Annotated in this window: 25 protein-coding genes and 2 pseudogenes; 20 read left to right on the top strand and 7 right to left on the bottom strand. The window is 38.5% G+C overall.

What is annotated here, in order from left to right; translation table 11 throughout:
• Positions 1–26 precede the first annotated feature (26 nt).
• The 4 genes from HHO41_RS13080 to HHO41_RS13065 all read left to right on the top strand — a co-directional run bounded on the left by HHO41_RS13080 (position 27) and on the right by HHO41_RS13065 (position 5,155).
• Positions 27–395 carry an ArsR/SmtB family transcription factor gene (locus HHO41_RS13080; protein WP_169099318.1) on the top strand — a complete coding sequence of 123 codons (369 nt, stop codon included), beginning with the start codon at positions 27–29 and terminating at the stop codon, positions 393–395.
• Complete coding sequence (locus HHO41_RS13075) at positions 388–2,517, top strand: heavy metal translocating P-type ATPase (protein WP_169099317.1); 2,130 nt, start codon at positions 388–390, stop codon at positions 2,515–2,517. The genes HHO41_RS13080 and HHO41_RS13075 overlap by 8 nt, the downstream gene beginning before the upstream one ends.
• Before the next feature lie 205 nt (positions 2,518–2,722).
• Positions 2,723–3,550 (top strand): CPBP family intramembrane glutamic endopeptidase, encoded by an 828-nt coding sequence (locus tag HHO41_RS13070; protein WP_169099316.1) that lies wholly within the window; start codon positions 2,723–2,725, stop codon positions 3,548–3,550.
• A gap of 309 nt (positions 3,551–3,859) precedes the next feature.
• The gene (locus HHO41_RS13065; protein ID WP_169099315.1) at positions 3,860–5,155 is read left to right on the top strand and encodes an Nramp family divalent metal transporter; all 1,296 of its coding nucleotides are present in this window, start codon (positions 3,860–3,862) and stop codon (positions 5,153–5,155) included.
• A 75-nt stretch (positions 5,156–5,230) separates the two neighbouring features.
• Here HHO41_RS13065 and HHO41_RS13060 read toward each other — a convergent pair whose 3' ends face one another.
• A complete protein-coding gene (locus tag HHO41_RS13060) occupies positions 5,231–6,319 on the bottom strand; it encodes a copper resistance D family protein (RefSeq protein ID WP_169099314.1) in 1,089 nt (362 codons plus the stop codon).
• A 3-nt stretch (positions 6,320–6,322) separates the two neighbouring features.
• The gene (locus tag HHO41_RS13055; protein ID WP_169099313.1) at positions 6,323–6,895 is read right to left on the bottom strand and encodes a copper resistance protein CopC; all 573 of its coding nucleotides are present in this window, start codon (positions 6,893–6,895) and stop codon (positions 6,323–6,325) included.
• Between the two features lie 181 nt (positions 6,896–7,076).
• On the opposite strand from HHO41_RS13055, the gene HHO41_RS22650 reads away from it, so the two are divergent.
• The 6 genes and pseudogenes from HHO41_RS22650 to HHO41_RS13030 all read left to right on the top strand — a co-directional run bounded on the left by HHO41_RS22650 (position 7,077) and on the right by HHO41_RS13030 (position 13,034).
• Positions 7,077–7,202: a hypothetical protein gene (locus HHO41_RS22650; RefSeq protein ID WP_282434283.1), complete on the top strand. Its 126-nt coding sequence runs from the start codon at positions 7,077–7,079 to the stop codon at positions 7,200–7,202.
• 4 nt (positions 7,203–7,206) lie between these two features.
• Positions 7,207–8,781, top strand: a complete 1,575-nt coding sequence (locus HHO41_RS13050) for a spore germination protein (RefSeq protein WP_169099312.1) — start codon at positions 7,207–7,209, stop codon at positions 8,779–8,781.
• A 25-nt stretch (positions 8,782–8,806) separates the two neighbouring features.
• Positions 8,807–9,910 carry a spore germination protein gene (locus tag HHO41_RS13045; protein ID WP_169099311.1) on the top strand — a complete coding sequence of 368 codons (1,104 nt, stop codon included), beginning with the start codon at positions 8,807–8,809 and terminating at the stop codon, positions 9,908–9,910.
• On the top strand, positions 9,897–11,093 hold the full coding sequence (locus tag HHO41_RS13040; protein ID WP_169099309.1) for a Ger(x)C family spore germination protein: 1,197 nt from the start codon (positions 9,897–9,899) through the stop codon (positions 11,091–11,093). Before HHO41_RS13045 ends, HHO41_RS13040 begins: the two co-directional genes overlap by 14 nt.
• A gap of 263 nt (positions 11,094–11,356) precedes the next feature.
• A pseudogene (gene tnpA, locus HHO41_RS13035) lies at positions 11,357–11,650 on the top strand (IS200/IS605 family transposase); the annotation flags it as partial.
• Positions 11,651–11,690: 40 nt separating this feature from the next.
• Positions 11,691–13,034 (top strand): RNA-guided endonuclease TnpB family protein, encoded by a 1,344-nt coding sequence (locus HHO41_RS13030; RefSeq protein ID WP_169099307.1) that lies wholly within the window; start codon positions 11,691–11,693, stop codon positions 13,032–13,034.
• Positions 13,035–13,316: 282 nt separating this feature from the next.
• Here HHO41_RS13030 and HHO41_RS13025 read toward each other — a convergent pair whose 3' ends face one another.
• Together HHO41_RS13025 and HHO41_RS13020 are read right to left on the bottom strand one after the other, a co-directional pair.
• Entirely contained in the window at positions 13,317–14,135 is an 819-nt protein-coding gene (locus HHO41_RS13025) for a class I SAM-dependent methyltransferase (RefSeq protein ID WP_169099304.1), read from the bottom strand.
• A gap of 34 nt (positions 14,136–14,169) precedes the next feature.
• Positions 14,170–14,601 carry a MarR family winged helix-turn-helix transcriptional regulator gene (locus HHO41_RS13020; RefSeq protein WP_169099302.1) on the bottom strand — a complete coding sequence of 144 codons (432 nt, stop codon included), beginning with the start codon at positions 14,599–14,601 and terminating at the stop codon, positions 14,170–14,172.
• Between the two features lie 693 nt (positions 14,602–15,294).
• Between HHO41_RS13020 and HHO41_RS13015 the strand changes: the two genes are divergently transcribed.
• Positions 15,295–15,888 (top strand): class I SAM-dependent methyltransferase, encoded by a 594-nt coding sequence (locus tag HHO41_RS13015; RefSeq protein WP_169099300.1) that lies wholly within the window; start codon positions 15,295–15,297, stop codon positions 15,886–15,888.
• 89 nt (positions 15,889–15,977) lie between these two features.
• On the opposite strand, the gene HHO41_RS13010 is transcribed toward HHO41_RS13015, so the two are convergent.
• Positions 15,978–16,445 (bottom strand): rhodanese-like domain-containing protein, encoded by a 468-nt coding sequence (locus HHO41_RS13010; RefSeq protein WP_169099298.1) that lies wholly within the window; start codon positions 16,443–16,445, stop codon positions 15,978–15,980.
• A gap of 300 nt (positions 16,446–16,745) precedes the next feature.
• Between HHO41_RS13010 and HHO41_RS13005 the strand changes: the two genes are divergently transcribed.
• From HHO41_RS13005 to HHO41_RS12995, 3 genes and pseudogenes are all read left to right on the top strand, one after another.
• Positions 16,746–17,234 carry a cytochrome c-type biogenesis protein CcmH gene (locus HHO41_RS13005; RefSeq protein WP_169099296.1) on the top strand — a complete coding sequence of 163 codons (489 nt, stop codon included), beginning with the start codon at positions 16,746–16,748 and terminating at the stop codon, positions 17,232–17,234.
• Between the two features lie 161 nt (positions 17,235–17,395).
• Positions 17,396–17,611, top strand: a complete 216-nt coding sequence (locus HHO41_RS13000) for a hypothetical protein (RefSeq protein WP_169099294.1) — start codon at positions 17,396–17,398, stop codon at positions 17,609–17,611.
• A gap of 15 nt (positions 17,612–17,626) precedes the next feature.
• Positions 17,627–17,956 (top strand): annotated as a pseudogene (locus HHO41_RS12995) (redoxin domain-containing protein); the annotation flags it as partial.
• Between the two features lie 248 nt (positions 17,957–18,204).
• Here HHO41_RS12995 and HHO41_RS12990 read toward each other — a convergent pair.
• Positions 18,205–18,564 (bottom strand): response regulator transcription factor, encoded by a 360-nt coding sequence (locus tag HHO41_RS12990; protein WP_169099290.1) that lies wholly within the window; start codon positions 18,562–18,564, stop codon positions 18,205–18,207.
• A gap of 198 nt (positions 18,565–18,762) precedes the next feature.
• On the opposite strand from HHO41_RS12990, the gene HHO41_RS12985 reads away from it, so the two are divergent.
• Entirely contained in the window at positions 18,763–19,635 is an 873-nt protein-coding gene (locus tag HHO41_RS12985) for an SDR family oxidoreductase (protein WP_169099288.1), read from the top strand.
• 105 nt (positions 19,636–19,740) lie between these two features.
• Here the strand turns inward: HHO41_RS12985 and HHO41_RS12980 are convergent, their stop codons facing one another.
• The gene (locus HHO41_RS12980; protein ID WP_169099286.1) at positions 19,741–20,337 is read right to left on the bottom strand and encodes a TetR/AcrR family transcriptional regulator; all 597 of its coding nucleotides are present in this window, start codon (positions 20,335–20,337) and stop codon (positions 19,741–19,743) included.
• 185 nt (positions 20,338–20,522) lie between these two features.
• Between HHO41_RS12980 and HHO41_RS12975 the strand changes: the two genes are divergently transcribed.
• From HHO41_RS12975 to HHO41_RS12955, 5 genes are all read left to right on the top strand, one after another.
• Positions 20,523–22,082: an AMP-binding protein gene (locus HHO41_RS12975; RefSeq protein WP_169099284.1), complete on the top strand. Its 1,560-nt coding sequence runs from the start codon at positions 20,523–20,525 to the stop codon at positions 22,080–22,082.
• 16 nt (positions 22,083–22,098) lie between these two features.
• Positions 22,099–23,409, top strand: a complete 1,311-nt coding sequence (locus HHO41_RS12970; RefSeq protein WP_169099282.1) for an MFS transporter — start codon at positions 22,099–22,101, stop codon at positions 23,407–23,409.
• An 81-nt stretch (positions 23,410–23,490) separates the two neighbouring features.
• On the top strand, positions 23,491–24,630 hold the full coding sequence (locus tag HHO41_RS12965) for a thiolase C-terminal domain-containing protein (RefSeq protein ID WP_169099280.1): 1,140 nt from the start codon (positions 23,491–23,493) through the stop codon (positions 24,628–24,630).
• A 5-nt stretch (positions 24,631–24,635) separates the two neighbouring features.
• Positions 24,636–24,929, top strand: a complete 294-nt coding sequence (locus HHO41_RS12960; RefSeq protein WP_169099278.1) for a Zn-ribbon domain-containing OB-fold protein — start codon at positions 24,636–24,638, stop codon at positions 24,927–24,929.
• A 126-nt stretch (positions 24,930–25,055) separates the two neighbouring features.
• Positions 25,056–25,484, top strand: a complete 429-nt coding sequence (locus HHO41_RS12955) for a hypothetical protein (protein ID WP_169099276.1) — start codon at positions 25,056–25,058, stop codon at positions 25,482–25,484.
• Positions 25,485–25,698 lie beyond the last annotated feature (214 nt).

Raw genomic sequence — 25,698 nt, 5'->3', positions numbered from 1 at the left:
ACGTTTGAATAAGGGGTGCTTATCCGATGAAGCATGATGATGTTTGCGAAGTTACTTGTGTGGATGGTGTAAAAGTAAAACGGGTAAGGGAAGTCATTAACTCAACAAACACGCTTGCTGTTTCACAAATATTTAAGGCGTTATCCGATGACACTAGAATTAAAATCGCCCTTGCGTTAAGCGAAGAAGATGAGTTATGTGTATGTGATGTAGCCAATATTGTTGGGGCAACAACGGCAACGGCTTCGCATCATTTAAGATTGTTACGCAGCCTTGGATTAGCGAAATATCGTAAAGAGGGTAAATTGGTTTATTATTCATTAGACGATGAGCATGTTAGACAGTTAATTCAAATTGCTTTCGCCCATCAACTGGAGGTGAAAGTGGATGAGTGACGGTTTAGAGCAAGCTTTGAATAAAGCGGTATACCGTGTTCAAGGCTTTTCCTGAGCTAGCTGCGCCAAAAAGTTCGAAACGAACGTAAAGCACCTGGATGGTGTTTCTAATGCAAGTGTTAACTTTGGAGCTGCGAAGCTTACGGTTTATGGAGATACAACAATAGCAGAAATTGAAAAAGCAGGAGCATTTGAAAATATAAAAGTGATTCCTGAAAAACAGCGATTTGAAGAGACAAAAGAACCATTTTTGAAGAAACATTCTACAGTAATCGCCTCGTTCGTGTTTCTGTTAATCGGATGGTTAAGTGGACAATTAAATGGGGAAGATAGTATTTCTTCTATTTTAGCCTACGGGATGTCAATCTTAGTTGGTGGATATCGACTTTTTAGTGCGGGATTCAAAAACTTATTCAGTTTCCAATTTGATATGAAAACGTTAATGACGATCGCCGTTATTGGTGCCGCTGTGATTGGGGAATGGGGTGAAGGAGCCACTGTTGTAATTTTATTTGCAATAAGTGAAGCTTTGGAATCTTACTCCATGGATAAAGCACGTAAATCGATCCACTCATTAATGGATATCGCTCCGAAAGATGCCTTAATCAGGCGTGGTCAACAAGAGATGCTGATCCCAGTTGAAGATATTCAAATTGGCGATATCATGATTGTGAAGCCTGGACAAAAGTTGGCTATGGATGGGGTTGTTGTAAAAGGGACATCATCGATAAATCAGGCTGCGATTACAGGGGAAAGTGTACCGGTCGCCAAAACGATTGAGGATGAAGTATTTGCGGGAACGCTGAATGAAGAAGGCTTGCTTGAAGTTAAAGTTACAAAACTGGCAGATGATACAACCATAGCCAAAATCATTCATCTTGTCGAAAAAGCTCAAGCGGAACGAGCACCGTCACAGGCGTTCGTCGATAAATTTGCCAAATACTATACTCCGGTTATCATTGTTTTTGCATTTTTAATCGCCATCATCCCACCATTGTTATTTGGAGGGGATTGGAGCGATTGGATTTATCAAGGTTTAGCCGTGTTAGTTGTTGGTTGTCCGTGCGCCCTTGTTGTGTCAACGCCGGTGGCGGTCGTTACGGCAATTGGGAACGCAGCCAGAAATGGGGTATTAATTAAGGGTGGTATTCACTTAGAAGAGGCAGGAGCATTAAAGGTCATTGCTTTTGATAAAACAGGAACCTTAACAAAAGGTGTACCTGCTGTTACTGATATTATCACGTTTAGTGGAAATGAAGCGGAATACCTGACCATTACCGCTGCCATTGAGAATGGGTCGCAGCATCCGCTTGCGTCAGCCATTATCCGCAAGGCAGAAGAGCATGCTCTTCCTTTTAAAAATGTAATAGTAGAAGATTTTCAATCGATTACCGGCAAAGGTGTAAAAGCCAGAGTGAACCATGAATGGTATTATGTTGGTAGTCCAAATCTGTTTAAAGAAATCCTCCCGAATCATTTTTCAAACGAGAAAGTGGAGCAAATTGCAACGCTTCAAGCACAAGGGAAAACGGTGATGGTTCTTGGTACGGAACAGGAAATCCTCGCATTCATTGCCGTTGCTGACGAAATCAGAGAAACTTCCAAAGAAGTAATCCGAAAACTTCACCAAGTTGGAATCGAAAAAACGGTGATGCTGACTGGAGATAATCAGCGTACTGCTGAAGCCATTGGTCATGAGGTCGGAGTTTCAGAGATTAAAGCTGATTTATTACCAGAAGATAAGTTGAATTTTATCAAAGAGCTCCGAGCAAAGCATCACAGTGTGGCGATGGTCGGCGATGGTGTGAATGATGCACCGGCTCTTGCTGCAGCAACGGTTGGGGTTGCCATGGGTGGTGCCGGAACAGACACGGCCTTAGAAACGGCAGACATTGCGCTGATGTCCGATGATTTAGGAAAGTTGCCGTATACGATCAAATTAAGCCGTCGAGCATTAGCGATTATTAAGCAAAATATAACTTTCTCGTTAGCAATAAAAATTTTAGCGCTGCTCTTAGTTGTCCCAGGTTGGTTAACCTTATGGATCGCGATTTTTGCTGATATGGGTGCGACGCTAATTGTTACGCTTAATAGTCTGCGATTATTGAGAGTTAAAGAATAATTAACGTACACTCATCATCAGGAAAGAAAATTCACTTTGATTGAAAAATAGCCGGACAAATTCCGTTTATATTGGGAAATAATCATATTTCCTTAAATATAAGCGGATTTTTTTCGCCTATGAATTCCATAAGTAGTAAAATGGTTTTATCAAGATTCTATTCTCCCGATGATTTTTATTTAATGAAAAGAAAGGGCGAAGTATCATGAAAGGGAAAAGGTTAAATGTAATGTGGAAGTATGTGATCAATGCATACTTGTTGTTTTGGGTAATGGTCTTAGGACTTGGCGGGCTGGTATCACAGGTACTACATGGTACGCCTACGGCGATGCAATGGGTTGTTGTAATATGCAGCTGGTCTCCGACGATTGTACTTCTTGTTATGTTGAAAAATCTCAAGCCCGGTCTAACTATAAAGGAATTTTATCAAAAGGCTTTCAAAGAAAAATTACATATTGGCCAGATTTTATTTGTATTTGTCATCGCATCAGGCGTTCTCATATTATCGGCGTTAATTATAGCTGCAACCCAAAATACGTCCATCAACGAGCAGCTTATCTTTGATTCGTCCATACTGCCGAGTGCCCTGTTGTTTACGCTTTTACAGGGAGCTTCCGGTGAGGAATCGGGCTGGCGTGGTTACTTACGTCCGGAATTAGAGGAGCGATTCGGATTCATTAGAGGAAACATTACCTTGGGTGTTATCTGGGCGTTCTGGCACGCGCCACTTTGGTTTGTCTCAACCGATTACAGCGGATGGTCGCTGCTTCTTTATATCATTGAAAATTTAGTACTTCTGACAGCATTGACCTTTATCATGGCAGTTATCATGAAGAAGTCCGATAACCTTTTTTATGCCTTCTGGGTTCACTTCTGTTTTAATTTGTCGATGGTTTTCTGTCCGGATGATACTTATTTCTTTGTGGTATTTACAGCACTTTACCTGGTCGCTTCATTAATATTACTGGGAGGGTATTTACGATCCTCTCATGATAGCGATACGAAGCATCACCATTTAAGAATTTTACCCTAATTCCTATGAGATATTTTCTTTAGAATACACGAAAACATGAATCGTAGAATTGAAATACTATAATTTTTCATGATGAATAAAGCAAGGTTCCCTATGTTCTAATTCCGTAGGGTGCCTTGCTTGTTTTTATTTTAAGGGTTGAGTTCCACCGAACTTAAATCCCCATGGAATTAAGAATGGAAAGGAAATCAAATACTTTGACATTTTACAAACTGCGCATATAATAATCGTATAGCTTAAAAAGTTGTCTTAAGGAAACATTTTGTCGCATGGGAAAGATGGATTAATATTTTTTGGAGGTATCATTCTATGGAAGTTCGTACATCTTCCCAATTAATTAAAAGTAATGACCAGGCATTGCAAAACCATGCCACTTCATCCTTAACTGGAAAAACAAGGGGAATTAAAAGCGTATTACCTTTTTTAGGACCGGCCTTTATTGCTGCTGTCGCCTATATTGACCCAGGTAATTACGCTACGAATATTGCTGCTGGATCAAAATACGGTTATTCCTTACTATGGGTCATATTAGTTTCTAACCTTATGGCTGTACTGATTCAAACGATGTCAGCAAAGTTAGGAATTGCTACAGGAAAGAATCTCCCAGAGATCTGTCGTGATCAATTTTCTAAAAAAGCCACGATTCTATTATGGATTCAAGCTGAACTGGTAGTAATGGCAACTGATCTTGCAGAATTTATTGGGGCTGCTTTAGGGCTATATTTAATCTTTAAAATCCCGATGATCTTAGCAGCACTCATTGCAGCGATCGGATCTTTTGCGATTTTAGAATTACAACGTCGAGGCGTTCGTCCGTTAGAAGCCATCATTACTGGGATGATTTTTATCGTCGTCATTGCTTTTGGAGTACAGGTATTTTATGCCAAGCCAGAAGTAAGTCCTATAATAGCGGGCTTTTTTATACCAAAGTTTCAAGGGGTAGATAGTGTATTATTATCAGCAGGAATGCTTGGGGCAACCGTTATGCCACATGCGATTTATTTACACTCTGCTCTGACACAAAAGCGAATTGTCGGAACAAATGACATAGAACGCAAAAGGATATTTAAATTTGAACTGGTTGATGTCATTATTGCGATGATTATTGCTGGTGGCATCAACGCCAGTATGGTCATTGTAGCGTCGGCCTTATTTCATAACGCAGGCATTAATGTAGAAGAGCTTGATGTTGCTTATCAACAATTTAATCATTTACTAGGTTCTTCTGCTGCTATCCTATTTGGGGTAGGTTTGTTGTTTGCAGGACTATCCAGTTCATCCGTTGGTACGATGTCAGGAGATGTCATCATGCAGGGGTATCTCAAGCGGAGAATTCCACTTTACTTGAGACGATTTATTACAATGATTCCACCACTTGCGATAATTTTATTGGGGATAAATCCAACAAAAGCTCTTGTAGTAAGTCAAGTGATTCTATCGTTTGGGATTGCATTTGCATTAGTCCCTTTAATCATGTTTACGAGCGACCCCAAAATTATGAAGTCTTTGGTGAATAAGACAATTACCACCGCAACGGCATGGGTTATTGCAAGCTTGATTATTACTTTAAATATATTTCTGCTAGTTCAAACGTTTTTTAGATAAAAGATTAAAAATACACTTGAGCTGCCGCGTTATGGTGTTTCAAGTGTATTTTTATGGCGAAATCTGTTAGAAAACTTATTGAATACCGAGCATTATTGATAAATATAAGCAGAGAACCAATAGTACACTCATCAAAATCGATAGGATTACAGGCGCTTTTTTTATAAAAGAAAGCATCATTAAGGCGATGAAAAGGAGAGCTAAACCGCACAAAGCGATACTGGTCGCATTCAGCATTAAATTGACTGTCATCCCTGGCTGAAATTGCCCCTGATAAAACATGGTAAATAAACTTGAAATCTCTTCTTCTGTTAAGAGCGTTTCATGCGGAGGCGATTGCTGTCCTAAGGCCGCTGTTGCCGAAAAAATTAGCAAAACGATGATACTTTCCATTCTCGCCCAAGGTAAAGGGTTAAAGAGTTGATTTGATAATTTCTTTTTTAAAATAATGCTATTGATTAGGGCATATACAAGTAATGGAATCATCAATAAATGTTTAATCAATAAAGTTTGTCCATACGGAAGCATCCAAGAATTAGTATAATCTTTGAATTCCACCACAAAGCTCATCAGAATGAATCCAGAAATGATGGTACCTACGAGGCAAAACATTGCCGTTGGTGAGAACCATTTTAAAAAGCTTTCCCAATTCGAGTAATCTTTTGCGAACCAACTCACAACAAAAAGGATTCCTACCCAGATACTAACAGCGGTAAAATGGGCTGTATGACTGATAAATCCTACAACTTTGTCTAAGGAACTGGCATGACTGGACCAGGCTAATCCTAAAATTAAAATAAAAACGATAGCAATTCCAATGTAAGCATAGGATTTATTTTTCCGATAATCAAACCAAACGATAAAAATAAATAAGATAGTCGCTATGATGAAAGTGAAGAGCCATGCTTTCCCAACTTCAAACGTAAATAAAACGGATTGCATAGTTTGAAGATAACCGATACCCGGAGAAAGATATAAAATCAATTGGAAAACCGGGATAAAAGATAAGAGGGCAATGCCCCCGGTGGCTGTCATCAAAGCGCCTTTTGGGATTGAGATTGTAGGTTTATTTACTTGTGGTACGAGAGCTAAAATAAAGCTCCCTAGAAGAATTGCAAAACAAAGATAGATGATTGCTTGAGTAATCGTTTCCACGAAAGTCATCTGCTATTTTTTCCTTTTCATCATAAATAAGAAACTTCCGACAACAACGATGGCTAATATCACTATGATGACCGGAACTATATAGGAGGGAAGTTTGTTTTGTTGAACGTCTTCAGTAGCTGTTTCGTTTACCGTGTCTGTTTTTTTCTTTTCCACTGTTGATTGGGGTTGTGCTTCATCTGCTGATTCAACCTGATCTTCTGCAGGAGTCGGTACTTCAGTTACAGGGACATCAACAGAAAAAGTATATTGTCCTTCGATTGGGTGACCATCTGCTCCAATGATATTCCAATTGACTATGTATTCCCCATTTTTTAACGGATCTTTTAAACTTCCAACCATTTCATTTTCTGATAAGGCGATGTTTTCAACTAGTACAGGCTCCCCAGTAGAATTTTGGAGTTCTAATGTACTGCCTTGTTCTACCTTCGTCTCAAACGTCAAGGTAATTTGCTTCAATTCTTGCTTGATTACTTCTCCATTTTGAGGTGAAGAATTTTCTAATCCAGTATGTGCGTAGGCGGATTGAATCAATGTTAGATAGAACAGAAGTGTAAACACAAGAATCTTTTTCACTATAAATAACCCCCGAATAGTATTAATCAAAATTATTATATCAAAATTAGAATTTAAATCATACTCAAAGGATTATTTGAATGAGTTGAAAAGTTAATTTAACAAACTGCTCATATAAAATTAAATTTTGGAAAATATAGGGTTGTTAACCTACAGTCAATTTAATTTGGGGATGAGTAGTATGATGGAAACTATTGTTCGCTATTTTCCAAACTGGACAGTGTTTGTCCAAGCATTTATTGTATTTTTTATTCCGTATTTATGTTCAAGTATATTTAGTAGCATTCAGAATTCTGAGAAAGAGTGAAAAGATGAAATCTTGGAAATGGAAAAATGGAAATGGAGAAAATCAAGCCAATGAAAATCACACAAAAAATCATAGCAAGGTACATGAAGAAACGATGGATGGTTTCACTGGCGATTTTCATACCGATTCGGAACGGATTAAACAACAATTAAGTCCACATTCGGACGTGCATTTTCGCTATTTTTACTTGGGAGCAACCGAGGTCCCGGCCATGTTGATTTATGTGGATGGCTTGTCCGATAAGGACGTTATCGAAAAGCATATTATGAAATCACTGATGACTGATTTTTCTGAACAACACAGCAAGGAAGCCAATATTGAAGCTGGCAGGATATCTCTCGATTTTATAATAAATAAGCTCCTTCCCGCTAGTGAGATAAAAGAGATTCAAAATATAAGTGATTTGGTGTCTAAAGTATTGACTGGCTGGGCGGCACTTTTATTAGCTGGTGAATCGGATATCATGATTATTGGTACAGCAAAAGGTATGAAACGTGCGTTGGAAGAACCCAGTTCCGAGGCTTTAGTGAGAGGACCAAGAGTCGGATTTACGGAATCCTTAAGCGACAATACTGCTATTTTAAGGGGACTCGGTGAAACGAGCGATTTGTTCTTAACCAAATTCCAAGTTGGAAAGACTTCAAAAAAAGAGCTGGTTATTGCCTATGTTGAGGGAATTGCAAACCCGGAAATAGTGGAAGAAGTAAAAAATAGAATTCAGAGAATCAATATTGATTATGTACCGGAATCTGGCTACATTGAGCAACTCATTGAAGATAACTATCTCAGTCCATTTCCACAAATACAGAATACCGAGCGACCTGACCGTGTTATGGGGGCATTGATGGAAGGTCGAGTAGCCATCTTGTTAGACGGGACACCTTTTGCGTTAATCGTCCCGGTGACATTAAGCATGCTATTGCAATCTCCCGAAGATTATTATGAACGTTGGATCCCCGGGACCCTTATTCGTCTGTTGCGTTTTTTTGCAGCGTTTATTTCATTATTAGCTCCTGCGATGTATATTGCTTTTATTTCATTTCACCCAGGATTGATTCCGACTAAGTTAGTGATGTCTATTGCCGGGTCACGGGAAGGTGTTCCGTTCCCTGCCATTATTGAAGCGTTGATTATGGAAATTTCCGTCGAAATATTACGAGAAGCCGGTCTTCGCTTACCGAGGCCAATTGGTCCAGCAATCGGCATTGTTGGTGGGCTTGTGATTGGGGAGGCTGCTGTTCAGGCAGGGATTGTCAGCCCTATTATGGTAATCGTTGTGGCGATAACAGCTATTGCCTCTTTTGCGATTCCACAATATAGCGTTGGAATTTCGTTGCGTTTTCTTAGATTTATCGCCATGTTTAGCGCTGCTTTATTGGGATTGTATGGAATCATATTATTTATGCTTTTCCTTGGCAGTTATTTAGTAAGGCTGAAGAGTTTTGGAATTCCATATGTTAGTCCTCCTGCTCCATATCGCCTCAGCGATTGGAAAGATTTTTTGGTTCGTATGCCGCTATTCATGATGCAGAGTCGGCCAAAGATGCTGCAACCAAAGAATCTAAAACGGAAAGATTAGTTTACTTTGGTAAGGAGCTAAGACCATGATACCAATTAGTTCGAAAGAACAGATTACGAATTCACAAGCAGCAGTCATTATAATCAATTACATTCTTGCATCTGGGATTCTCACATTACCAAGAACTCTAGTTGAAGAAATGAATACGCCAGATGGCTGGATTAGTGTATTTTTGGGGGGAATCGTTGCGACATTGATGGGAATCATCATGGTAAAATTAAGCCAAAGGTTTCCGGTTAAAACCTTTTATCAATACAATCAGGATATCATTGGCAAATGGGCCGGTAGGTTGATTAGTCTTATCCTCATCGTTTATTTTTCATCACTATCCGCATTAGAGATTAGAGTAATGGGTGAAGTGACCAGTTTTTTTTTACTTGAAGGCACACCAATGTGGGCCATTATCATCCCCTTTATCTGGATAGGTTTTTTCCTAATCCTAGGTGGAATCACCTCAATTGCTCGACTCTTTGAAATTATTCTTCCTATTACCATCATACTTTTTCTTGTAGTTTCCTTAATGAGTTTGAAAATCTTTGAGTTAGATAATTTGCGTCCAGTTCTGGGGAAGGGGATAATCCCTGTATTAAAAGGGATAAGAACAACGACTTTGGCATTTAGCGGGACAGAAATCATGCTTCTTCTTTTAGCCTTTATGGAGCATCCAAAGAAAGGGGTGAAGGCTGTTTTCGTTGGTGTTTCGATCCCAATGGTTTTCTATATGACAACGTTTGTGATGGTCATTGGCGCATTATCCACAGATGGGGTTGTGATGAGAATATGGCCAACTATTTCGCTAATCAGAAGCTATGAATTGCCTGGCTTAATATTTGAACGGTTTGAGTCTTTATTACTTGTAATCTGGATTATGCAAATATTTTCTTCCTATACGATTACTTACTATGCCGCCAGTTTAGGGCTATCACAGATTTTGAAAAAAAACATTCGCTTACCTCTGTTTGGATTACTGCCGGTCATTTATATTTTGGCAATGGTTCCCAAAACGCTTAAAGATTTATCTACTATGGGCAAGTTTATTAGCACTTCGGGTCTTTGGTTTTTTAGTATCATCCCGCTTCTTCTGCTTATAATCTCAAAAGTAAGGAGGTTAAAACATGAAGCTAAGTAGGTTCAGTAAACTTTTTGGATGTACATTGCTGATGTTTTCCCTTACAGGTTGCTTTAGCAGTCACGAGATTGAAGAATTAAGTATTAGTGTTGGCTTAGCAATCGATAAAGCCGCCAAAACCACTATTGAAAAACAGCTAGAAAAAGAAAACGGAGCATATCAAAAAAAAGATTTAATCACATTAACCCATCAAATTATTAATCCAAAAGCGGATGGTTTAGAAAATAAAGGAGGTTCTCAACAAAAAAGCTATAACAATATTTCGGAAACAGGAGACTCCTTTCATCAACTTATCCGGGAGGTATCCTTACGAAATGATAGACCGATTATTTTCCATCATACAAAAGTCATCATCATCGGTGAAAAAGCAGCACGAGCCCTTAGTTTAGATCAATTACTAAGCTTTTTTTTTCGGGATAACGAAATGAGGCCAAGTTGTCAGGTGTTTATCAGCAGGGGAATAGCTCGTGATCTAATGGAAACTAAAAAGTCAGGGGAAATACCGGCGATACGGATTCTTGGAATCGCTGATAATTTATATAGGACATCAAGGATGCTCGCACCGTTGTCACTGGTGAAAATCGAAAGCCAAATTCATTCTGGCTCGAGTTTTCTAATGCAAAATATCATAGGAAGGGATGGAGAAATAAAATTTTCTGGAGCCAGCGTAATCAACGGAACAACAAACAAACTGATAGGTTTTTTGAGTGAAGAGGAGGTAGAAGGGATTACATGGCTGTCTGGAAAGGGGAAAGGTGGAGTGGTTAAAATCCATGATAACAAGACAGGGCAAATCATTATTTATGAGGCCAAATCCATGCAAAGTAAAATTATCCCACATGTTGCAAATGGAAAGATTAATTCTTTTGATGTCAAGATTAAAACGGATGGGCGGATAACGGAAAATTGGAACGATTCCAATAAAATTGAGGAAAAAAAGTACCATCAAAATGCAGAAAAAGATTTAGAAAAAGAAGTGAAACGCTTGGTTATGAATACTGTTGAAAAAATGCAAGGGAAATTTCAAGTTGATGTTGGTGGCTTTGGAGCACAGATACGGATAAAATATCCAAGATTGTGGGAAAAGGTTAAAAAAGATTGGGATCAAACATTTAGTGAGGTCCCAGTTCATTGTAAGGTCGAATTGCTGATTACTGATTCTGGTGAATCAAGAGCCCATTAAATATTTAGTATCAAGGGTGTCACGAAAATGTAAAATTCGGGTCACCCTTATAGTGTTTATACTTTATCCTTTTCGGCAAGAAGACTCCATCTGATTTGTGTTACGGGCGAAGCCCAACAATTCAGGTGGAGAAGAATTGCCGTCAGCCGATAGGCTGAAATCTTATGTTTGGTTTGCATAATTACCCCACCGTTTCAAGAACAAACGTTCGCATATTATTTGTGCTAGTGATATAATTAGTCATATATGGGAAGTGTATTGATATAATAACAAAATTAGATAGTAATAATCATTCAGTGTTCTTACTCTACTATCACTTGGTTTTCGTCATTAAGTATCGCAGAAAAGTAGTAAACGATGAGATTTCAGATTATCTGAAAGAACATTTCATATGATTACTTGAGCCAAAAGGACTTACAGTAGAAGAATGGAACCATGATTGCGATCACGTTCATATTTTGTTTCGTTCAGTTCCAAATATCGATTTGTCAAAAGCTATTAACAGCTACAAAAGTGTTAGTTCTCGTTTCGTAAAACGTGATTTCCCTCAGATAAAACCTAATCCTAATTAACTCTCTGAGAAAGGTGGTGAACAAAATGACCAGGAAAAAGGCAGTTAAAGTATTGCGGAAACAAAAGAAACTTGAAAACATTCAAAGGTTCACTCAAAAACAGAATCTCGGACGAACTAGCCTTGCCGCAAAAGAATTCCGGTTGCTTCAACGCATGACTCATAGTTCAAAAGCGTTGCGAAACGTCGGGTTATACGCGATAAAGCAATGCTACTTGAACCACGGAAGAATGGCTACTGTAAACGAAGTGGACGCTGCAATGCAAGCGGATGTGAATTATTGGGGCATTCAATCAAACTCCGTTCAAGCTATTCGTAGAACACTGTTTTCGGAAACAAAGAGCTTTTTTAAAGCATTGGAACAATGGAAGAAAACTCCTGAAAAATTCACTGGTCGTCCTAAGTTTCCGAGGTATTCTGGCTCCACTGAAAAGAGGATTATTGAAATCTATCAAGTTCCGAAAGTAGACAAAGATGGATTTTGGACGATTCCCATGAACGTGGAATTCAGAAAACGCTTCAGCTCTATCAAAATCCGTATGCCTAAAAATTTGTTAAACCAGAAAATCTCCTACATTGAAATCAAACCAAAGCAAAAAGGTCGGTTCTTTGAGGTGCACTACACCTATGAGGTGCATGTGGCTCAAATGAAGAAACAATCAACGACCACGATAAACGCTTTGAGTGGTGATTTAGGTGTAGACCGATTATTGAGTTGTGCAACAAACAAAGGAGACGCCTTCTTAATTGATGGAAAAAAGTTAAAATCCATCAACCAACACTTCAATAAAGCTATAAGCAATTTACAGCAGAAAAATATCGAAAACGGCATTTCCAAACGAGTTGTGACCAATAAACTAGCTGAACTCTGGAACAAACGAGAGCACCAAATCAATGGATATTTCTCACAAATCGTCGGCTTGTTGTTTAAAAAAGTTAAGGAATATAATATTGATACCATAGCAGTTGGTTACAACGTGGGCTGGAAGCAAGAATGCCATATGGGAAAAAAGAACAATCAGCAGTTTGTCCATATTCCATTTCAGAAACTCATATCTGCCATAGAAAATAAATGTTTAAAAGAAGGCATCCGTTTTCTTAGACAAGAAGAAAGCTATACCTCAAAAGCTAGTTTCCTAGATAGAGACAGTATGCCTGTTTGGTCAAAAGACGATAAAACCAGCTACCACTTCAGTGGCAAGCGAATCACTCGTGGTCTGTACCAAAGTAAATCAGGAAAATGTATTCACGCTGACATCAACGGAGCGTTAAACACCCTACGGAAATCAGAAGTTGTAGAATTTAATGAAAATCTCAGAGTGAAGACGCCATTCTTATTGGCTGTGCAAAAACGTAAGGCTGTTGCCTAGCGCATGGCTTAGTGGGTGCGTCAACCATCCATGTGTATTCGTCACATTTGTGCCGGAGCTTGTAGTACATAGCTCGTAAGGCTATGACTTTTCTGTATCCATTCGGAAAACCTTAACTCATTGTAGGGAGGGTGCAAGTGGGAAAACGATAGTTCGTCACCAGTACCGACCAAAAAATAACTTGGGGTGTCACTGTAACGTGGCATGAATTCTAGAGCGTCAAACGGTCTAGCAATAGACGAGAAGACCTAGAGTTCGAACTCAAGCCCCCACTGAAAAGATTCACCTCAGTGGGGGTAGTTGACATAAAACCACTCGCATCATGTTTCTAAAACTAGGAATCATGCACATCGCCGAATAAAGTAATCGGGTCTTGAACGGAAGCTTCCGAACCAATTTTGATGTGAAAATGGATAAATTTGCGACTCGCTTTAAGCTAGTATCTAGCTTGTCTACATCATGGATATCATCGACCGTCCATTTGTGAACTGCTCCGGTTGTTTCCTTTAGTTGTTCCTGGCCGGATTTGACTGCAAATGAGTTCATAATGTCAAAGGCAATTTGCCCCTCCTGGAAATGACTCGTCAGCCGATTAAGCAGCTTCTTAACTTCATCTTCAGTTAGGTATTCCAAAATTCCCTCGGCAATAATCATCACAGGGTTATTCTGGGGAATCTGCTCCAACCAGTTCAGTTCCGTCACCGAAGACGGAATCATTTCGTAACCGTCTCGATCCTCAAAAAAGGACTTGCGCAATTCAATCACTTCAGGAAAATCAACATCAAACCATTGAACTGTTGAAGGAGGATTGATTCTTGATATTCTTGTATCTAAGCCACAGCCAAGATTAAGGACGGTTGCCTGGGGATTATTGCTAATAAACTCCGCAAGCCAAATATCCAATTGTTTAGCTCTAATGACCATAATTTCATTACCAAAAGTATTGATTTTATCAAAATCATAATCGATCATGTTAAGAATCTGTTGTGCCATTTTATCTTGGAGAATTGAATTTGTTGAACGACTGTCTAGCGCCTTTGCCTGCAAAGTAATTAGCAGGGTTTCTTTTTCTTCAGATAAGTTGATTTTATGGGAATTCATGATTATCTCTCCTAATAGTCGTGTTGCTGTAACATTACTTCTCCATTTTTTTAAACAGAAAATTCACCTTGTGAAGGGCGTATTGTAAATCCAACATTTCTTCCGTATTTAACTGATGTAAACTCTCGGTAAAACTCTGGTGAATCTTTTGCCATTTTTTCGCTTGTGTTTCTTTACCTTTTGCGGTGAGGGAAACTAGAACAGCCCGTCCATCCTTGGCGTCAGGGGATTTAATAATATAGCCGTCTGCTTCTAAGTCTTTGATAATGTTGGTCAGCTGCTGCTTAGCTACGTTTAGGCCAAGACTAATGTCTTTAAGATTTAATGCTTTGTTTTGCATGTACATATATTCAATGACATGGTTTTGCAGATGAGATAAATCGGTAGCTTCCTCATTTATTTTGCTAAAATTCCCAAAGACATTTGGTATCAGAGCGATGTATTCTTTCATAATTTCTTCTATCATAACAACCATCTTTCTGTGTTGGTAGTACATATTATATTACTATTTTTATGTAAAATCAAACTAACTTCGCTATTATTGTAAATGTTTATTTACTAAATTAGCGAGTGCTAATATTTGGATGAATAAATATAATAAGTAGCATCAACCGATAATAGTGGGAGGAATAAGTTGATCAGCTTTTTTTAAGCTAGATTTCAATTAGAAGTCATTTTTGAAGCAGTCCCCTAAAGCAAAAACTTTGACAAGATCACTGATTAACTTTAATCTATACCCGCGTAGGCATATTGGGTGTTTGATAGATACAGACGGAATATAAAGGCGATGGAGGTACTAAAATGGTCAAAGTAACGAATGCTGCGATTTCAGCAATAAAACGCGAAGTTCAAGATGTTATCGATGAGGGAACAAAACCTTTAATCCGCTTTACTATGGTTGTTGGCTGAGGGGGTCCAAAGCTTCGTCTGGCTCTGGAAGAGTCAGCTTTAGAAACAGATGAAATAACGGAAATTAGTGGTATACAGTTTTTAGTAAACCAAAGAGACATGTCTTATTTTGATCATGCAAAAATTGATTATACAAAGACATTATTCGGTGGTGGAGAATTTAAAGTGCTGCAAGTTTAATCAAGATAAAATAGAAGGACCTATCGCAAATGATAGGTTATTCCTTTAGACATATAAAAGGAGGATTTTCATGTCTGGACATCGCTTTAATCCTAAAAAGGCTGAATTGTTAATTGATCCTAAAAGGGAAAAGTTATTATCGCCTGCAAAGATGGCGGATTTATTGCGCATCACTCAAGATGATACGATAGCTGATTTAGGGGCTGGCAACGGATTTTTCTCCATCCCCTTTGCAAAAATGACCAAAAAGAAGCTCATTGCTGTTGATATCGAGCCACAGATGCTGGAGAAATTAAAGGGCCGTGCTGCAGATGAGGGGGTAAGTAATATTGAATATGTAGAAAGCAGCCTTGAAGACATGGAATTTCAGCAGGAATCGGTAGACAAGGTTATTACTTCGCTGGTCTTGCATGAGGTAAAGGATCTAGATCAAGTGCTTATACAAATTTTTAATATGATGAAACCAAAAGGCCGAGCATTGATTATTGAATGGGAAAAAGTCGAGTCGGAATCAGGACCGCCGCTGCATGAACGGATTTCATCTGAGGAGTTGGCTAATACCGTTAAGAAACTTCAAGTGGAAGCAAGTGTTCACAAAATTAATGAATTGCAATATGGAATAGTGTTTGCAAGGAAAAAAGACCTTCCCCAAAATTTAAAATAAACCAAAACCTGAATTCAATTGAATTCAGGTTTCTTTGAATGCCCTGTGGGTTGTAGTTTCACCTTAAATATGGATCTAAGAGCAAAATTTTATTTTTCTATTTCTCCAGTCCATGCATCCATGCCGCCACTTAAATTAAACAAATTGTTAAACCCGTTTTTAGCAAGTAATTCACTTGCTGTCTCTGATGTTTTTCCAGTTTTACAAACCATTAAATAAGTGCCGCTATTATCCAATTCTGCCAGTCTAGCTTCTAGCCCATCGAGAGGGATATTTTGTGCATTTGGAATATGAGCTTCTAAAAAGAATTCTGGTTTCCTAACATCAATAATGACGACATTACCTTTTGCTAGTAAATCCTTTGCTTTATCAGAAGTGATTGATGTATAACTGTTTTGTTCGGAAGTTTCTTCCTTCTTTTGCTCGGAAGAATATGATTTGAATTCTCCACTCTTTCCAATTTTTCCATTTTCATTGGAAGTTTCATTATTTTCTCCTGTTGAACATCCAGAGAGTAGGAAAAGAAATGTTGTTATTAAGATGACTGCTCTTTTCATGTTCTGACTCCTCTCAAAGTGATTTTGATACCCTATCCAGTATATAATGTTTTCTATTGTTTTAGATTAGTAATATATGAAAATTGTGTTTTGTTTTTTTCTACCTAAAGTTTAGATAGATATAGTAAGGCGATATGTACTGTAGCTGCCGCATTTCAAATGTTTTCAAATAATTAATATTTTGAAGGTCTTGTTATTAATTATTGTATTATAATAATATTGTAACCAAACATACCCCGGTGGGTTTTAAGAGGAGGGAAAGCTTAGAACAAATAATAATGAGTAAAAATGGAGGTTTTTATGAAACGAATTTATGTTATTGTCTTTGGGCTACTAATCTTTTTTAGTGCTACAGCAGTTTCGGCAGATGGTGGACTAAAGGATAATTTCGATTATTCTAATCCGGAATTTAGGGCTACTGTTGATATGCTAGATATGGATGGACATGGAAATGATGACTATTCATCTTGTAGTGTAAAACAATTATATTATCAAGAAGTAGCAGAAATGTTTGAAAAAGGTATGACAAAACAGGATATTCTTGATTATTACGTGAAAGAACAAGGCGAATTTGCTTTAAAAGCACCACTTAAAAAAGGATTTAACCTTACACTTTGGGTTACACCACTTCTGTTAATTGTACTTGTTACGATCCTTTTGTATTTTTTAATCGGAAAGTGGAAAAAGAATAATCCTGTATTAATGGTGGAGGATGAAGCTCAATTTTTAGATTCTGAATCTGAAATTTATTCCTCAATAATTGAAGAAGAACGGAAAAAGTTTCTCTAATTAAGTTAATGGGAATGAGATATCATCCTGAATGTATATAAAAATATAAATGAATTCAAGAATAACTCAGTTGATTGCGACTATCGGAATACCCATATAGGTATTTTACGAGCTGTTTAAACTACATTTTAATCTATTTGGTTATATTTTAGGAGGGAAAGATGAAAAAGGTATATAGTCTAGTTCTGTTTTTAATATTTGCTTCATTAATAGTTGGGTGTTCAAACTCTAGTAAAGAATCTGTTCAAAATGAAGAATCTTCTCCAAAAGAAGCTGTTCAAAATGAAACACCCGTTCAGAATGAACAGGAGAACATCGCGAAAATAGAAAATCTTGATACTCCTGCACTTGTGTTTTTCTTTACAGGGGTTGGCTGAGACTACTGTCAATCGCAACTGGTCGAGTTGCAAAACAAAAAAGAATTATTTAGTCAATTTCCTGGTACCGTTTATGCAGTGAGTACTTCTTCTGAAGAGGAACACAATCAACTTAAAACAAAATTACAATTAGATTATCCCTTAGTAAGTGATCCGAACTTTGAAATTATTGGGAAAGCAAATTTAAGAGACCCACATGACGACCATGAACCCCAATCACTTAGAGGGTTTGCTATCATAGATGAAAATGGCAGTGTCATCCATTCGCAAGAAATCGATCCATTTGGTGAAGAAGCAGCTGGGATTATTCCATATGCTGCTGAGAAACTTTCTGAGCAACAATAGTAAATACTATGTAAATAATTTTTAGCCGGCAGTATAATAATCCAAACAAATAGGGATTGTTATACTGCTATTTTTTGTTTTTTGTAAAATAGTATTCATCACCCTCTTGGGTAACGCAAAAAATAAAAACAGTAATGGAAGACTCTATTTGAAGGCGGGCAGTTTACTGTGCTTCGAGTTTGAGGCAAATCTATGGAATGAATTTGTTTTGGATTTGGACAATTCCCGAAGGAAGCACGAAAGGTGCTCTAACTAGGAATTGATAAAATTTCTTTGATTTTTGTAACAACCATTCCAGGGCTAAATGGTTTGGCGATAAAATCATTTGCCCCTAAGTCAAAACCTCGTTTAACATCTTCTTCTGAACACTTTGCTGAAAGCATAATGGTAGGCGTTGTTTTTATTTTTCTAAGTTCCTCGAGCACTGTGAATCCATCTTTACCTGGCATTAACACATCTAAAACGATTAAATCGAAATGTTCATGAAGTGCTCTATCTAGCCCGGTGTCTCCGTGCAATACAGCCTCCACTTGGAATGATTCCCGTTCTAGGTATATTTTTAGCAAATTTCCAATTCTGATTTCGTCTTCAATGATTAATATCTTCATACTCATTCACTCCGATATTTTTAATATTAATACTATTCTAACATAAGAAAAATAATTTCAGAATATAATATTACTATATTTGTAGTGAAAAATTGCGAAGTCAGAGTTTTTGAGAAAATAGGAGAATTTTTTGTCCCTAATAATTTCCACTCATACTCCAAAAACTAACAAGTGAATTGATCAATTGGAGGTATTTTGATGAGTAGTAATCAAAGCCAAAAGAAACCAACTTTTCCACCTCAGCATCAAGACAAGCAGCCTGGGGTTGAAACGGCAATGAATCCCCGTCCAACAGCAATCAGCCCTGCATACAAGGCTAATGGAAAGCTGGCTGGTAAAAGGGCGATTATTACCGGTGGAGACAGCGGAATTGGGAAGGCTGTTTCACTTCATTTTGCTAAAGAAGGGGCAGATGTTGCCATTGTTTATTTGGATGAACATGATGATGCCGGTGAAACGAAACAGCTAATTGAAGCGGAAGGGCGCAAATGTCTCTTATATGCCGGCGATATTGGCAATGAAGAGTTTTGTAAAAGTACGATTGATAACATCCTGGCAGAGTTCGGGGGTCTGGATATTCTGGTGAATAATGCGGCTGAACAGCATCCGCAACCGAGCCTGTTAAATATCACTTCGGCACAGCTGGAGAAAACATTTAGGACGAATATTTTTTCTTATTTTTACATGGTGAAAATGGCTTTACCTTATTTGAAAAAGGGAGCATCAATCATCAATACAGCGTCGATTACAGCCTATCATGGTCATGAACAGCTCATTGATTATTCGGCAACAAAGGGGGCTATCGTGTCGTTTACTCGTTCGCTGGCATTGTCACTTGCTGCCCAAGGGATTCGGGTGAATGCGGTAGCACCGGGGCCGATTTGGACTCCACTGATTCCTTCGACATTTACAGCCGACCAGGTCGCCACTTTTGGCTCGGATACACCAATGGGAAGGGCGGGCCAAACATATGAGCTGGCACCTGCCTATGTTTATTTGGCCTCGGATGATTCAAGCTATGTCAGCGGTCAGACCATTCATGTCAATGGCGGCACCATTGTAGGCGGATAGCACAGGTGCCGCCAATACGGTACCAGGCACCGCCCGAAAAATCTTGTTTCACAGAAATTATCCGTGAAACAAGAAAAATCGGGTGGTGCCTGGCACTTATTTCACTTATTTCATTAAACCTTTTAGAAAGATAGCTATAAATGTTTTGGCTTCGTCGTTTAGATTGAAGGTGTCACCAAAGGAAAGCCAATCGTAGAGGGTACCGCGCATACATCTTGAAATGAACAGGCTTGTTTTATCTATTTCGATTGAATTTGGCAGTTCACCATGATCAATGGCTTCATTCACAAACTGTTTTAAGATTTTATATAAGCTTCTGTCTGTATTGGCGAAAAAATTAGCTTCATTTTTGATTAATCCACTCGTATAGACACTCCGCATCAAATCCTCGCCCAATTCATTTTGTAAAAAAGTCATCTGCGCATCGAAAAGGGCAATCACTTTTTCTTCAAAAGGCAGATGGCTAGGTAAGTTTTGAACAAAATTTTCATAAAATAAATCTATTTCTTTAAATTTCTCGATAAAAATATCATATTTTGAAGCGAAATGGCCATAGAACGCACCTTTTGAGCTTTTACTTTTCCGAACAATTTCATCCACGCTTACTTGGTTAAACCCTTTAGTTTCAAATAATCTTAATGCTGTTTGATAGATTCTTTGTCTCGTTTCTTCTGCTTGCTGTTCTCGCGTTTTCTTCTTCATAACCGAACACCTACTCATTATTCTTCACATCTATATTACCATAATACACCAAAGATACCCAACTGCATTTCTGAATTTACAAAATAATCTGAAAATATCATTGACAATTAAAATAAAACTATATTATCTTATTAATAGACTATAGTCTATGAAAATGTAAACGCTAACAGAAAGGAGAGTTTCAGATGGATATATTAGGGAAAAGAACGTTGCGGTCATTATTAGCGGATAAGGTCAAGCAGCACGAGGATAAAGTGTTTATCCAGTTTGAAGATGCGAATGAATGCCAGTATCAAAAAACATACAAACAATTTCAACAGGAAGTAAACAATTTAAGTCATGCTTTTTTGAAACTGGGGATTCAACAAGGGGATCATGTTGTCCTGCATTTACCAAACAATATCGAATTTTTAACGACTTGGTTTGCATTAGCGAATATTGGCGCCATTATGGTCCCAACCAATATTTTATCCCCAGCTGAAGAGATGAATTACATTATTAATCATTCTGAGGCCGTTGTTTTAATGACTGAAATTGAGTATTTAGATAAGTTTACTCAGATATGGAGTGAATTACCAACGATTCAACATATGATTCTTACTCGCTGTGAGCAAGAGATCGAAGGGATTCTAAATTTCAATGATTTATTAAAAGAGTCCATTAATGATTCAAAAGTCTTCCCAGAGGTTAAGTCAGAGGATGTAGTCGCGATGCTATATACTTCAGGAACAACTTCCAAACCAAAAGGCGTCCAAGTGACCAATGCTAATTATATTTATGCCGGTGAACTACTCTCCAAATCTATTAATCTAAATGAAAACGACCGACCATTCATCGTTTTACCGTTATTCCACGGGAATGCCCAGTATTATTCAACAATGTCTGCTCTGGTTGTTGGTGCAAGTATTGCGCTAACAGAGAAATTTAGTGCTTCTCGTTATTTTAAACAAGCAAAGGCTCTTGGTGGAACGGTCGGTTCACTATTCGCTGCTCCTATTAGAATGATTTTAGCAAAAGAATATGACATGAATGACCAGGATAATTCTATCCGATTAATCTTATTTGCACAGTCGATAGCAGAACACCAAATAGCTAAATTTGAAGAAAAATTCTCAGTGAAGCTCCTGCAAATGTATGGGATGACGGAGACGATTGGCGTTCCGTTAATCAATCCAATCAACGATATTCGGAAAAATATGAGTATCGGAAGACCAAGTATTGGCTATGAAGTGAAATTGATCGATGAAGACGGAAATGAGGTACCTGAGGGAGAGGTTGGCCAAATTGCTGTCAAAGGTGTCCGCGGCCGAACGGTAATGAAGGGTTATTTTAAAAATGAAGAAGCGACAAGGCAAACCTTCAACGGAGAGTGGTTATTAACAGGTGACAATGCTTATATCGGAAAAGATGGCTACTTCTACTTTGTTGACAGGATGAAGGATATGATTAAGCGCTCAGGTGAAAATGTTGCAGCCAACGAAGTCGAAAGTGCATTAGTCGAGCATGAAGCGGTTTACGAAGCAGCTGTCATTGGTATTCCAGATGAGATGCGTGATGAAGCTATTAAGGCATATGTCATTTTAAATAAAGATGTAACTGTCACGGAGGCAGAGCTCATTGAACATTGCCGCGAAAAACTGGCGAAATTTAAAGTGCCAGAGTTCATTGAATTTGTTGATGATTTCCCTCGTACTCCTGTTGGTAAAATCCAGAAACATATCTTGCGAAAGTTAATATCCATTTAAGAAAGAAGGGAATTAGATGAAAAATTTTAGAATACTATTAGCCAGTCTAGCCGGTTCCGTTATTGAATGGTATGACTTCTATCTATATGGAACCGCAACAGGTCTTGTATTTTCTACGTTATTCTTTCCAACAAAGGATCCCTCTATTTCAATTCTAATCGCATTTGCTACTTTCGGAGCAGGTTACGCAGCAAGACCTCTAGGCAGTATTATTTTTGGACATATGGGAGACCGCATCGGCAGAAAGGCCTCACTCATGCTGACGTTGATTGGGATGGGTGGAAGCTCGTTCTTGATTGGATTACTTCCAACCTATGCTCAAGTTGGTTTAGTCGCACCGATCGCATTGGTTGTCTTACGTTTGTTTCAAGGTGTTGCCCTTGGTGGTGAATGGGGAGGCGCGGTACTTCTCGCAACTGAATCCGCAACGAAAGGGGTACGTGGTTTCTTTGGTTCGATTCCGCAATTAGGGGTGCCGATTGGCTTAGTACTTGGGACATTTAGTTTTACGATGATTAACTCGTTAACGACTGAAGCACAATTTATGGCTTGGGGCTGGAGATTACCGTTTCTGTTCAGTGCCGTCTTAATTGTATTGGCTATTTGGATTCGAAGCGGTATTGAAGAGACACCAGAGTTCAAGCAGAAAAAGGAACAAGGTGAGCTTGCAAAAGTACCGATTATTGATGCGTTAAAGTATAACAAAAAAGATATTTTTCGTTTAATTGGTTTAAAACTTGGTGACGGCTTTTTCAATGTATTCCTGATGTCATTTATCTTAGTTTATGCAACAACTTATTTAGGATATAGCCGTGATGTTGCTTTAACAGCTTTGACGATTAGCTGTGCCACTATGATTCTAACGATTCCGTTGATTGGATATATATCAGACTTCATCGGCCGTAAAACGATTTATATCAGTGGGGTTGTAGCGTTGCTATTGTTAGCGGTTCCGTATTTTTCATTGATTCAACAAAGCGCAACTATGTTTACGATTATGCAGGCTTTATTATTAGGCGTGATCTGGGCAGCGATTTTCTCAACACAAGGGACATTTTTCTCGGAGTTATTCCCAGCAAATGTGCGTTATACAGGACTTGGATTAGGATATCAGGTCGCAGCTGCAATCGTAGGATTTGGACCGATGTTATGGACAGAAATGGGTGCAGTTTACGGGGCATCACCATATTTATTCGGTGGATTTATGGCTTTTGGACTAGTTATTTCGCTTGTTTTGGCGATTTTCTCACCAGATACACGCAAGGTGACGCAATACAATGATCAAATCGTCAATGAGGACAATTTTCCAAAAATGAAGCAGATGTAGGTTTTATTTTTTAAAAATTGATAGATTGAAAGCCTTTCAAGCGTTTATGTCGATGGTGGGGCTTATACGGGATATAGGGGGATGTTAGAGGTGGATATATTTGTAAGTGGTGTGGGCATAACACCTTTTGGTAAACACAATGAGTATTCATTAAAAGAGCTGATGCTGCGTGCAGCAAAGGATGCTTTGAATGACGCGGGAAATCCAAAAATTGATGCTGTGATTGTTGGGAATTTTATGGGCGGGGCGATTACGAATCAAGAAATTCTAGGCTCGATGCTTGTGAATGATTTAGGACTTGGGTATATTCCATCATTAAAAGTAGAAGGTGCTTGTGCATCTGGAGGCATCGCGATTCGCCAAGCGGTCATTGGTATTTTAAGTGGTGCTTATGAAAACGTGCTTGTGGTTGGTGGAGAAAAAATGAAGCATGCTTCCACTGAAGTAGTGACACAAGCAATCAATGCTGCAATGGATAATGGCTCAAGTGAAAAAAATGCCGGGTTAACTTTCCCTGGATTCTTTGGATTACTAGCTAATCGATATATGTATGAAAGTGGAGCGACGAAGGAGCATTTAGCCAATGTTGTTTTACAAAATCGTTCCTATGCTGTCAACAATCCAATGGCTCAATTCCAAAAGCCGGCAACATTAGAAGAAGTGATGCAAGCGAAACAAATTACCGACCCACTTGGCTTGTTTGATTGTTCGCCAATCACCGATGGAGCAGCGAGCGTCGTATTAAGTAAAAATCCGAGTGGAATTAAAATTCGCGCATCTGTTCAAGTGTCTGGGCCAACAAATATTCAAGACTTGGATTCGATTCTCCAAATTCCAGCGATTATTGAATCAGGAAAGCTCGCGTACGAACAAGCTAGTTTGGGGCCGTCGGATATCGATGTGGTTGAAGTTCATGATTGCTTCTCTATTACAGAACTGCTGGCTATCGAAGGTTTAGGCTTTTCCAATCGACTCGAAGGATGGAGATTCATTCAGGAGGGACATGCTGGATTAAATGGGAAGACACCAATCAATACAAGTGGAGGACTGTTATCAAGAGGTCATCCAATTGGGGCAACAGGAGTGGCACAGTTTATCCAAATTGTTCTGCAATTAAGAGGACAAGCATGTAATCAGGTAGAGCGGGCGCGTATCGGAATGGCACAAAATCTAGGTGGGACTGGAGCCTACTCTGTTGTCCATGTATTAGAAAGGGTGTGAGGACGATGATGATTTATGAGTATAAAAATAAAAACTATCTAATAAGACCCTTTACAGGGGAGTTTGAAAATCAAGAAGTTCGGGAGCGGGAAATTTCCGGTGAGGGAATCGTCTATTCAGTCACAACCATTTACGTCCCGCCGGCAGAATTTGCCCAAGAAAGTCCTTATACCGTGGCGATCATTCAACTTAATGATGCAGCCCTAAAAGTAACCGCCCGAATGGCCGAACCAGTACAAATTGGCGACACCGTTCATTTCACAAAATTCGAAAATGGTGCATTTTACTTCAGAAAGTAAAATGCGGTGCATGCGGTGCCAGGTACCGCCCGAAAAATCTTGTTTCACATAAATTATCCGTGAAACAAGAAAAATCGGGTGGTGCCTGGCACTTTTTGGGGGAATAATAGCTTTGAGGTGAATGAGTTGTTTAAAAAGGTAATCGGAATCATCATTGTATTTCAATTAATTTGCACCATTGCTTCTGCTCAAACTAATCGGCAAATTGAAATTTTTGATATAAGTAAGGGAAAAGTAATTAGGAATGTTCAATCCAAACCTGAAATACAAGAAGAGGTAAAAGAATTCCTTGAAGGTATAACTGGGGTATATGTCAAATACAACCCAATTCCAAATGAAGGATTTATGATAAGAATTCCTATAGATCGGCCTGTCATGGTGAAAAATAAGTGGTTTAACGATCTTGTGGACGAAGTAACGATCATATTTTCAGGTCAAGAAAATCCTTATTTAATGGTATTTGATGATGAAAACAGAATGCATATCTTTACATTCGAAGGTGACACAGCTAAGTTGCTAAAGTTATTGAATTTTAGACCAGATAGCTTGGGGTAATATTCTTGCGATTGTGCTTTAAATGCTAATTCTTTGGATTGTGGATTTCCTCCTATTCCGTATCGATTTTTGTGGAGTTATGAGAATCCATAAGCGGAGAATTTCCGTCTAATGTAGATTTGGAATGCTATAGAAGTGGATTTAAACGGAGAAATTCCGTTTAACTGCTCCAAATACGCCAAAATTTGATGATTTAGATGAAATGATAAACGGA

Origin of the sequence: Bacillus sp. DNRA2 (genome assembly GCF_012843265.1) — a bacterium.
Lineage (GTDB): Bacteria > Bacillota > Bacilli > Bacillales > Cytobacillaceae > Bacillus_BU.
The sequence above is the reverse complement of the archived record's forward strand: the minus strand, read 5'-3'. Positions and strand labels throughout refer to the sequence as shown.

Coding starts and splice junctions, on each gene's coding strand:
- HHO41_RS13080 (WP_169099318.1), top strand. CDS start 27: ATGAAGCATGATGATGTTTGCGAAGTTACTTGTGTGGATGGTGTAAAA.
- HHO41_RS13070 (WP_169099316.1), top strand. CDS start 2,723: ATGAAAGGGAAAAGGTTAAATGTAATGTGGAAGTATGTGATCAATGCA.
- HHO41_RS13065 (WP_169099315.1), top strand. CDS start 3,860: ATGGAAGTTCGTACATCTTCCCAATTAATTAAAAGTAATGACCAGGCA.
- HHO41_RS13060 (WP_169099314.1), bottom strand. CDS start 6,319: ATGACTTTCGTGGAAACGATTACTCAAGCAATCATCTATCTTTGTTTT.
- HHO41_RS22650 (WP_282434283.1), top strand. CDS start 7,077: ATGATGGAAACTATTGTTCGCTATTTTCCAAACTGGACAGTGTTTGTC.
- HHO41_RS13050 (WP_169099312.1), top strand. CDS start 7,207: ATGAAATCTTGGAAATGGAAAAATGGAAATGGAGAAAATCAAGCCAAT.
- HHO41_RS13045 (WP_169099311.1), top strand. CDS start 8,807: ATGATACCAATTAGTTCGAAAGAACAGATTACGAATTCACAAGCAGCA.
- HHO41_RS13040 (WP_169099309.1), top strand. CDS start 9,897: ATGAAGCTAAGTAGGTTCAGTAAACTTTTTGGATGTACATTGCTGATG.
- HHO41_RS13030 (WP_169099307.1), top strand. CDS start 11,691: ATGACCAGGAAAAAGGCAGTTAAAGTATTGCGGAAACAAAAGAAACTT.
- HHO41_RS13025 (WP_169099304.1), bottom strand. CDS start 14,135: ATGAATTCCCATAAAATCAACTTATCTGAAGAAAAAGAAACCCTGCTA.
- HHO41_RS13020 (WP_169099302.1), bottom strand. CDS start 14,601: ATGATAGAAGAAATTATGAAAGAATACATCGCTCTGATACCAAATGTC.
- HHO41_RS13015 (WP_169099300.1), top strand. CDS start 15,295: ATGTCTGGACATCGCTTTAATCCTAAAAAGGCTGAATTGTTAATTGAT.
- HHO41_RS13010 (WP_169099298.1), bottom strand. CDS start 16,445: ATGAAAAGAGCAGTCATCTTAATAACAACATTTCTTTTCCTACTCTCT.
- HHO41_RS13005 (WP_169099296.1), top strand. CDS start 16,746: ATGAAACGAATTTATGTTATTGTCTTTGGGCTACTAATCTTTTTTAGT.
- HHO41_RS13000 (WP_169099294.1), top strand. CDS start 17,396: ATGAAAAAGGTATATAGTCTAGTTCTGTTTTTAATATTTGCTTCATTA.
- HHO41_RS12990 (WP_169099290.1), bottom strand. CDS start 18,564: ATGAAGATATTAATCATTGAAGACGAAATCAGAATTGGAAATTTGCTA.
- HHO41_RS12985 (WP_169099288.1), top strand. CDS start 18,763: ATGAGTAGTAATCAAAGCCAAAAGAAACCAACTTTTCCACCTCAGCAT.
- HHO41_RS12980 (WP_169099286.1), bottom strand. CDS start 20,337: ATGAAGAAGAAAACGCGAGAACAGCAAGCAGAAGAAACGAGACAAAGA.
- HHO41_RS12975 (WP_169099284.1), top strand. CDS start 20,523: ATGGATATATTAGGGAAAAGAACGTTGCGGTCATTATTAGCGGATAAG.
- HHO41_RS12970 (WP_169099282.1), top strand. CDS start 22,099: ATGAAAAATTTTAGAATACTATTAGCCAGTCTAGCCGGTTCCGTTATT.
- HHO41_RS12965 (WP_169099280.1), top strand. CDS start 23,491: ATGTTAGAGGTGGATATATTTGTAAGTGGTGTGGGCATAACACCTTTT.
- HHO41_RS12960 (WP_169099278.1), top strand. CDS start 24,636: ATGATGATTTATGAGTATAAAAATAAAAACTATCTAATAAGACCCTTT.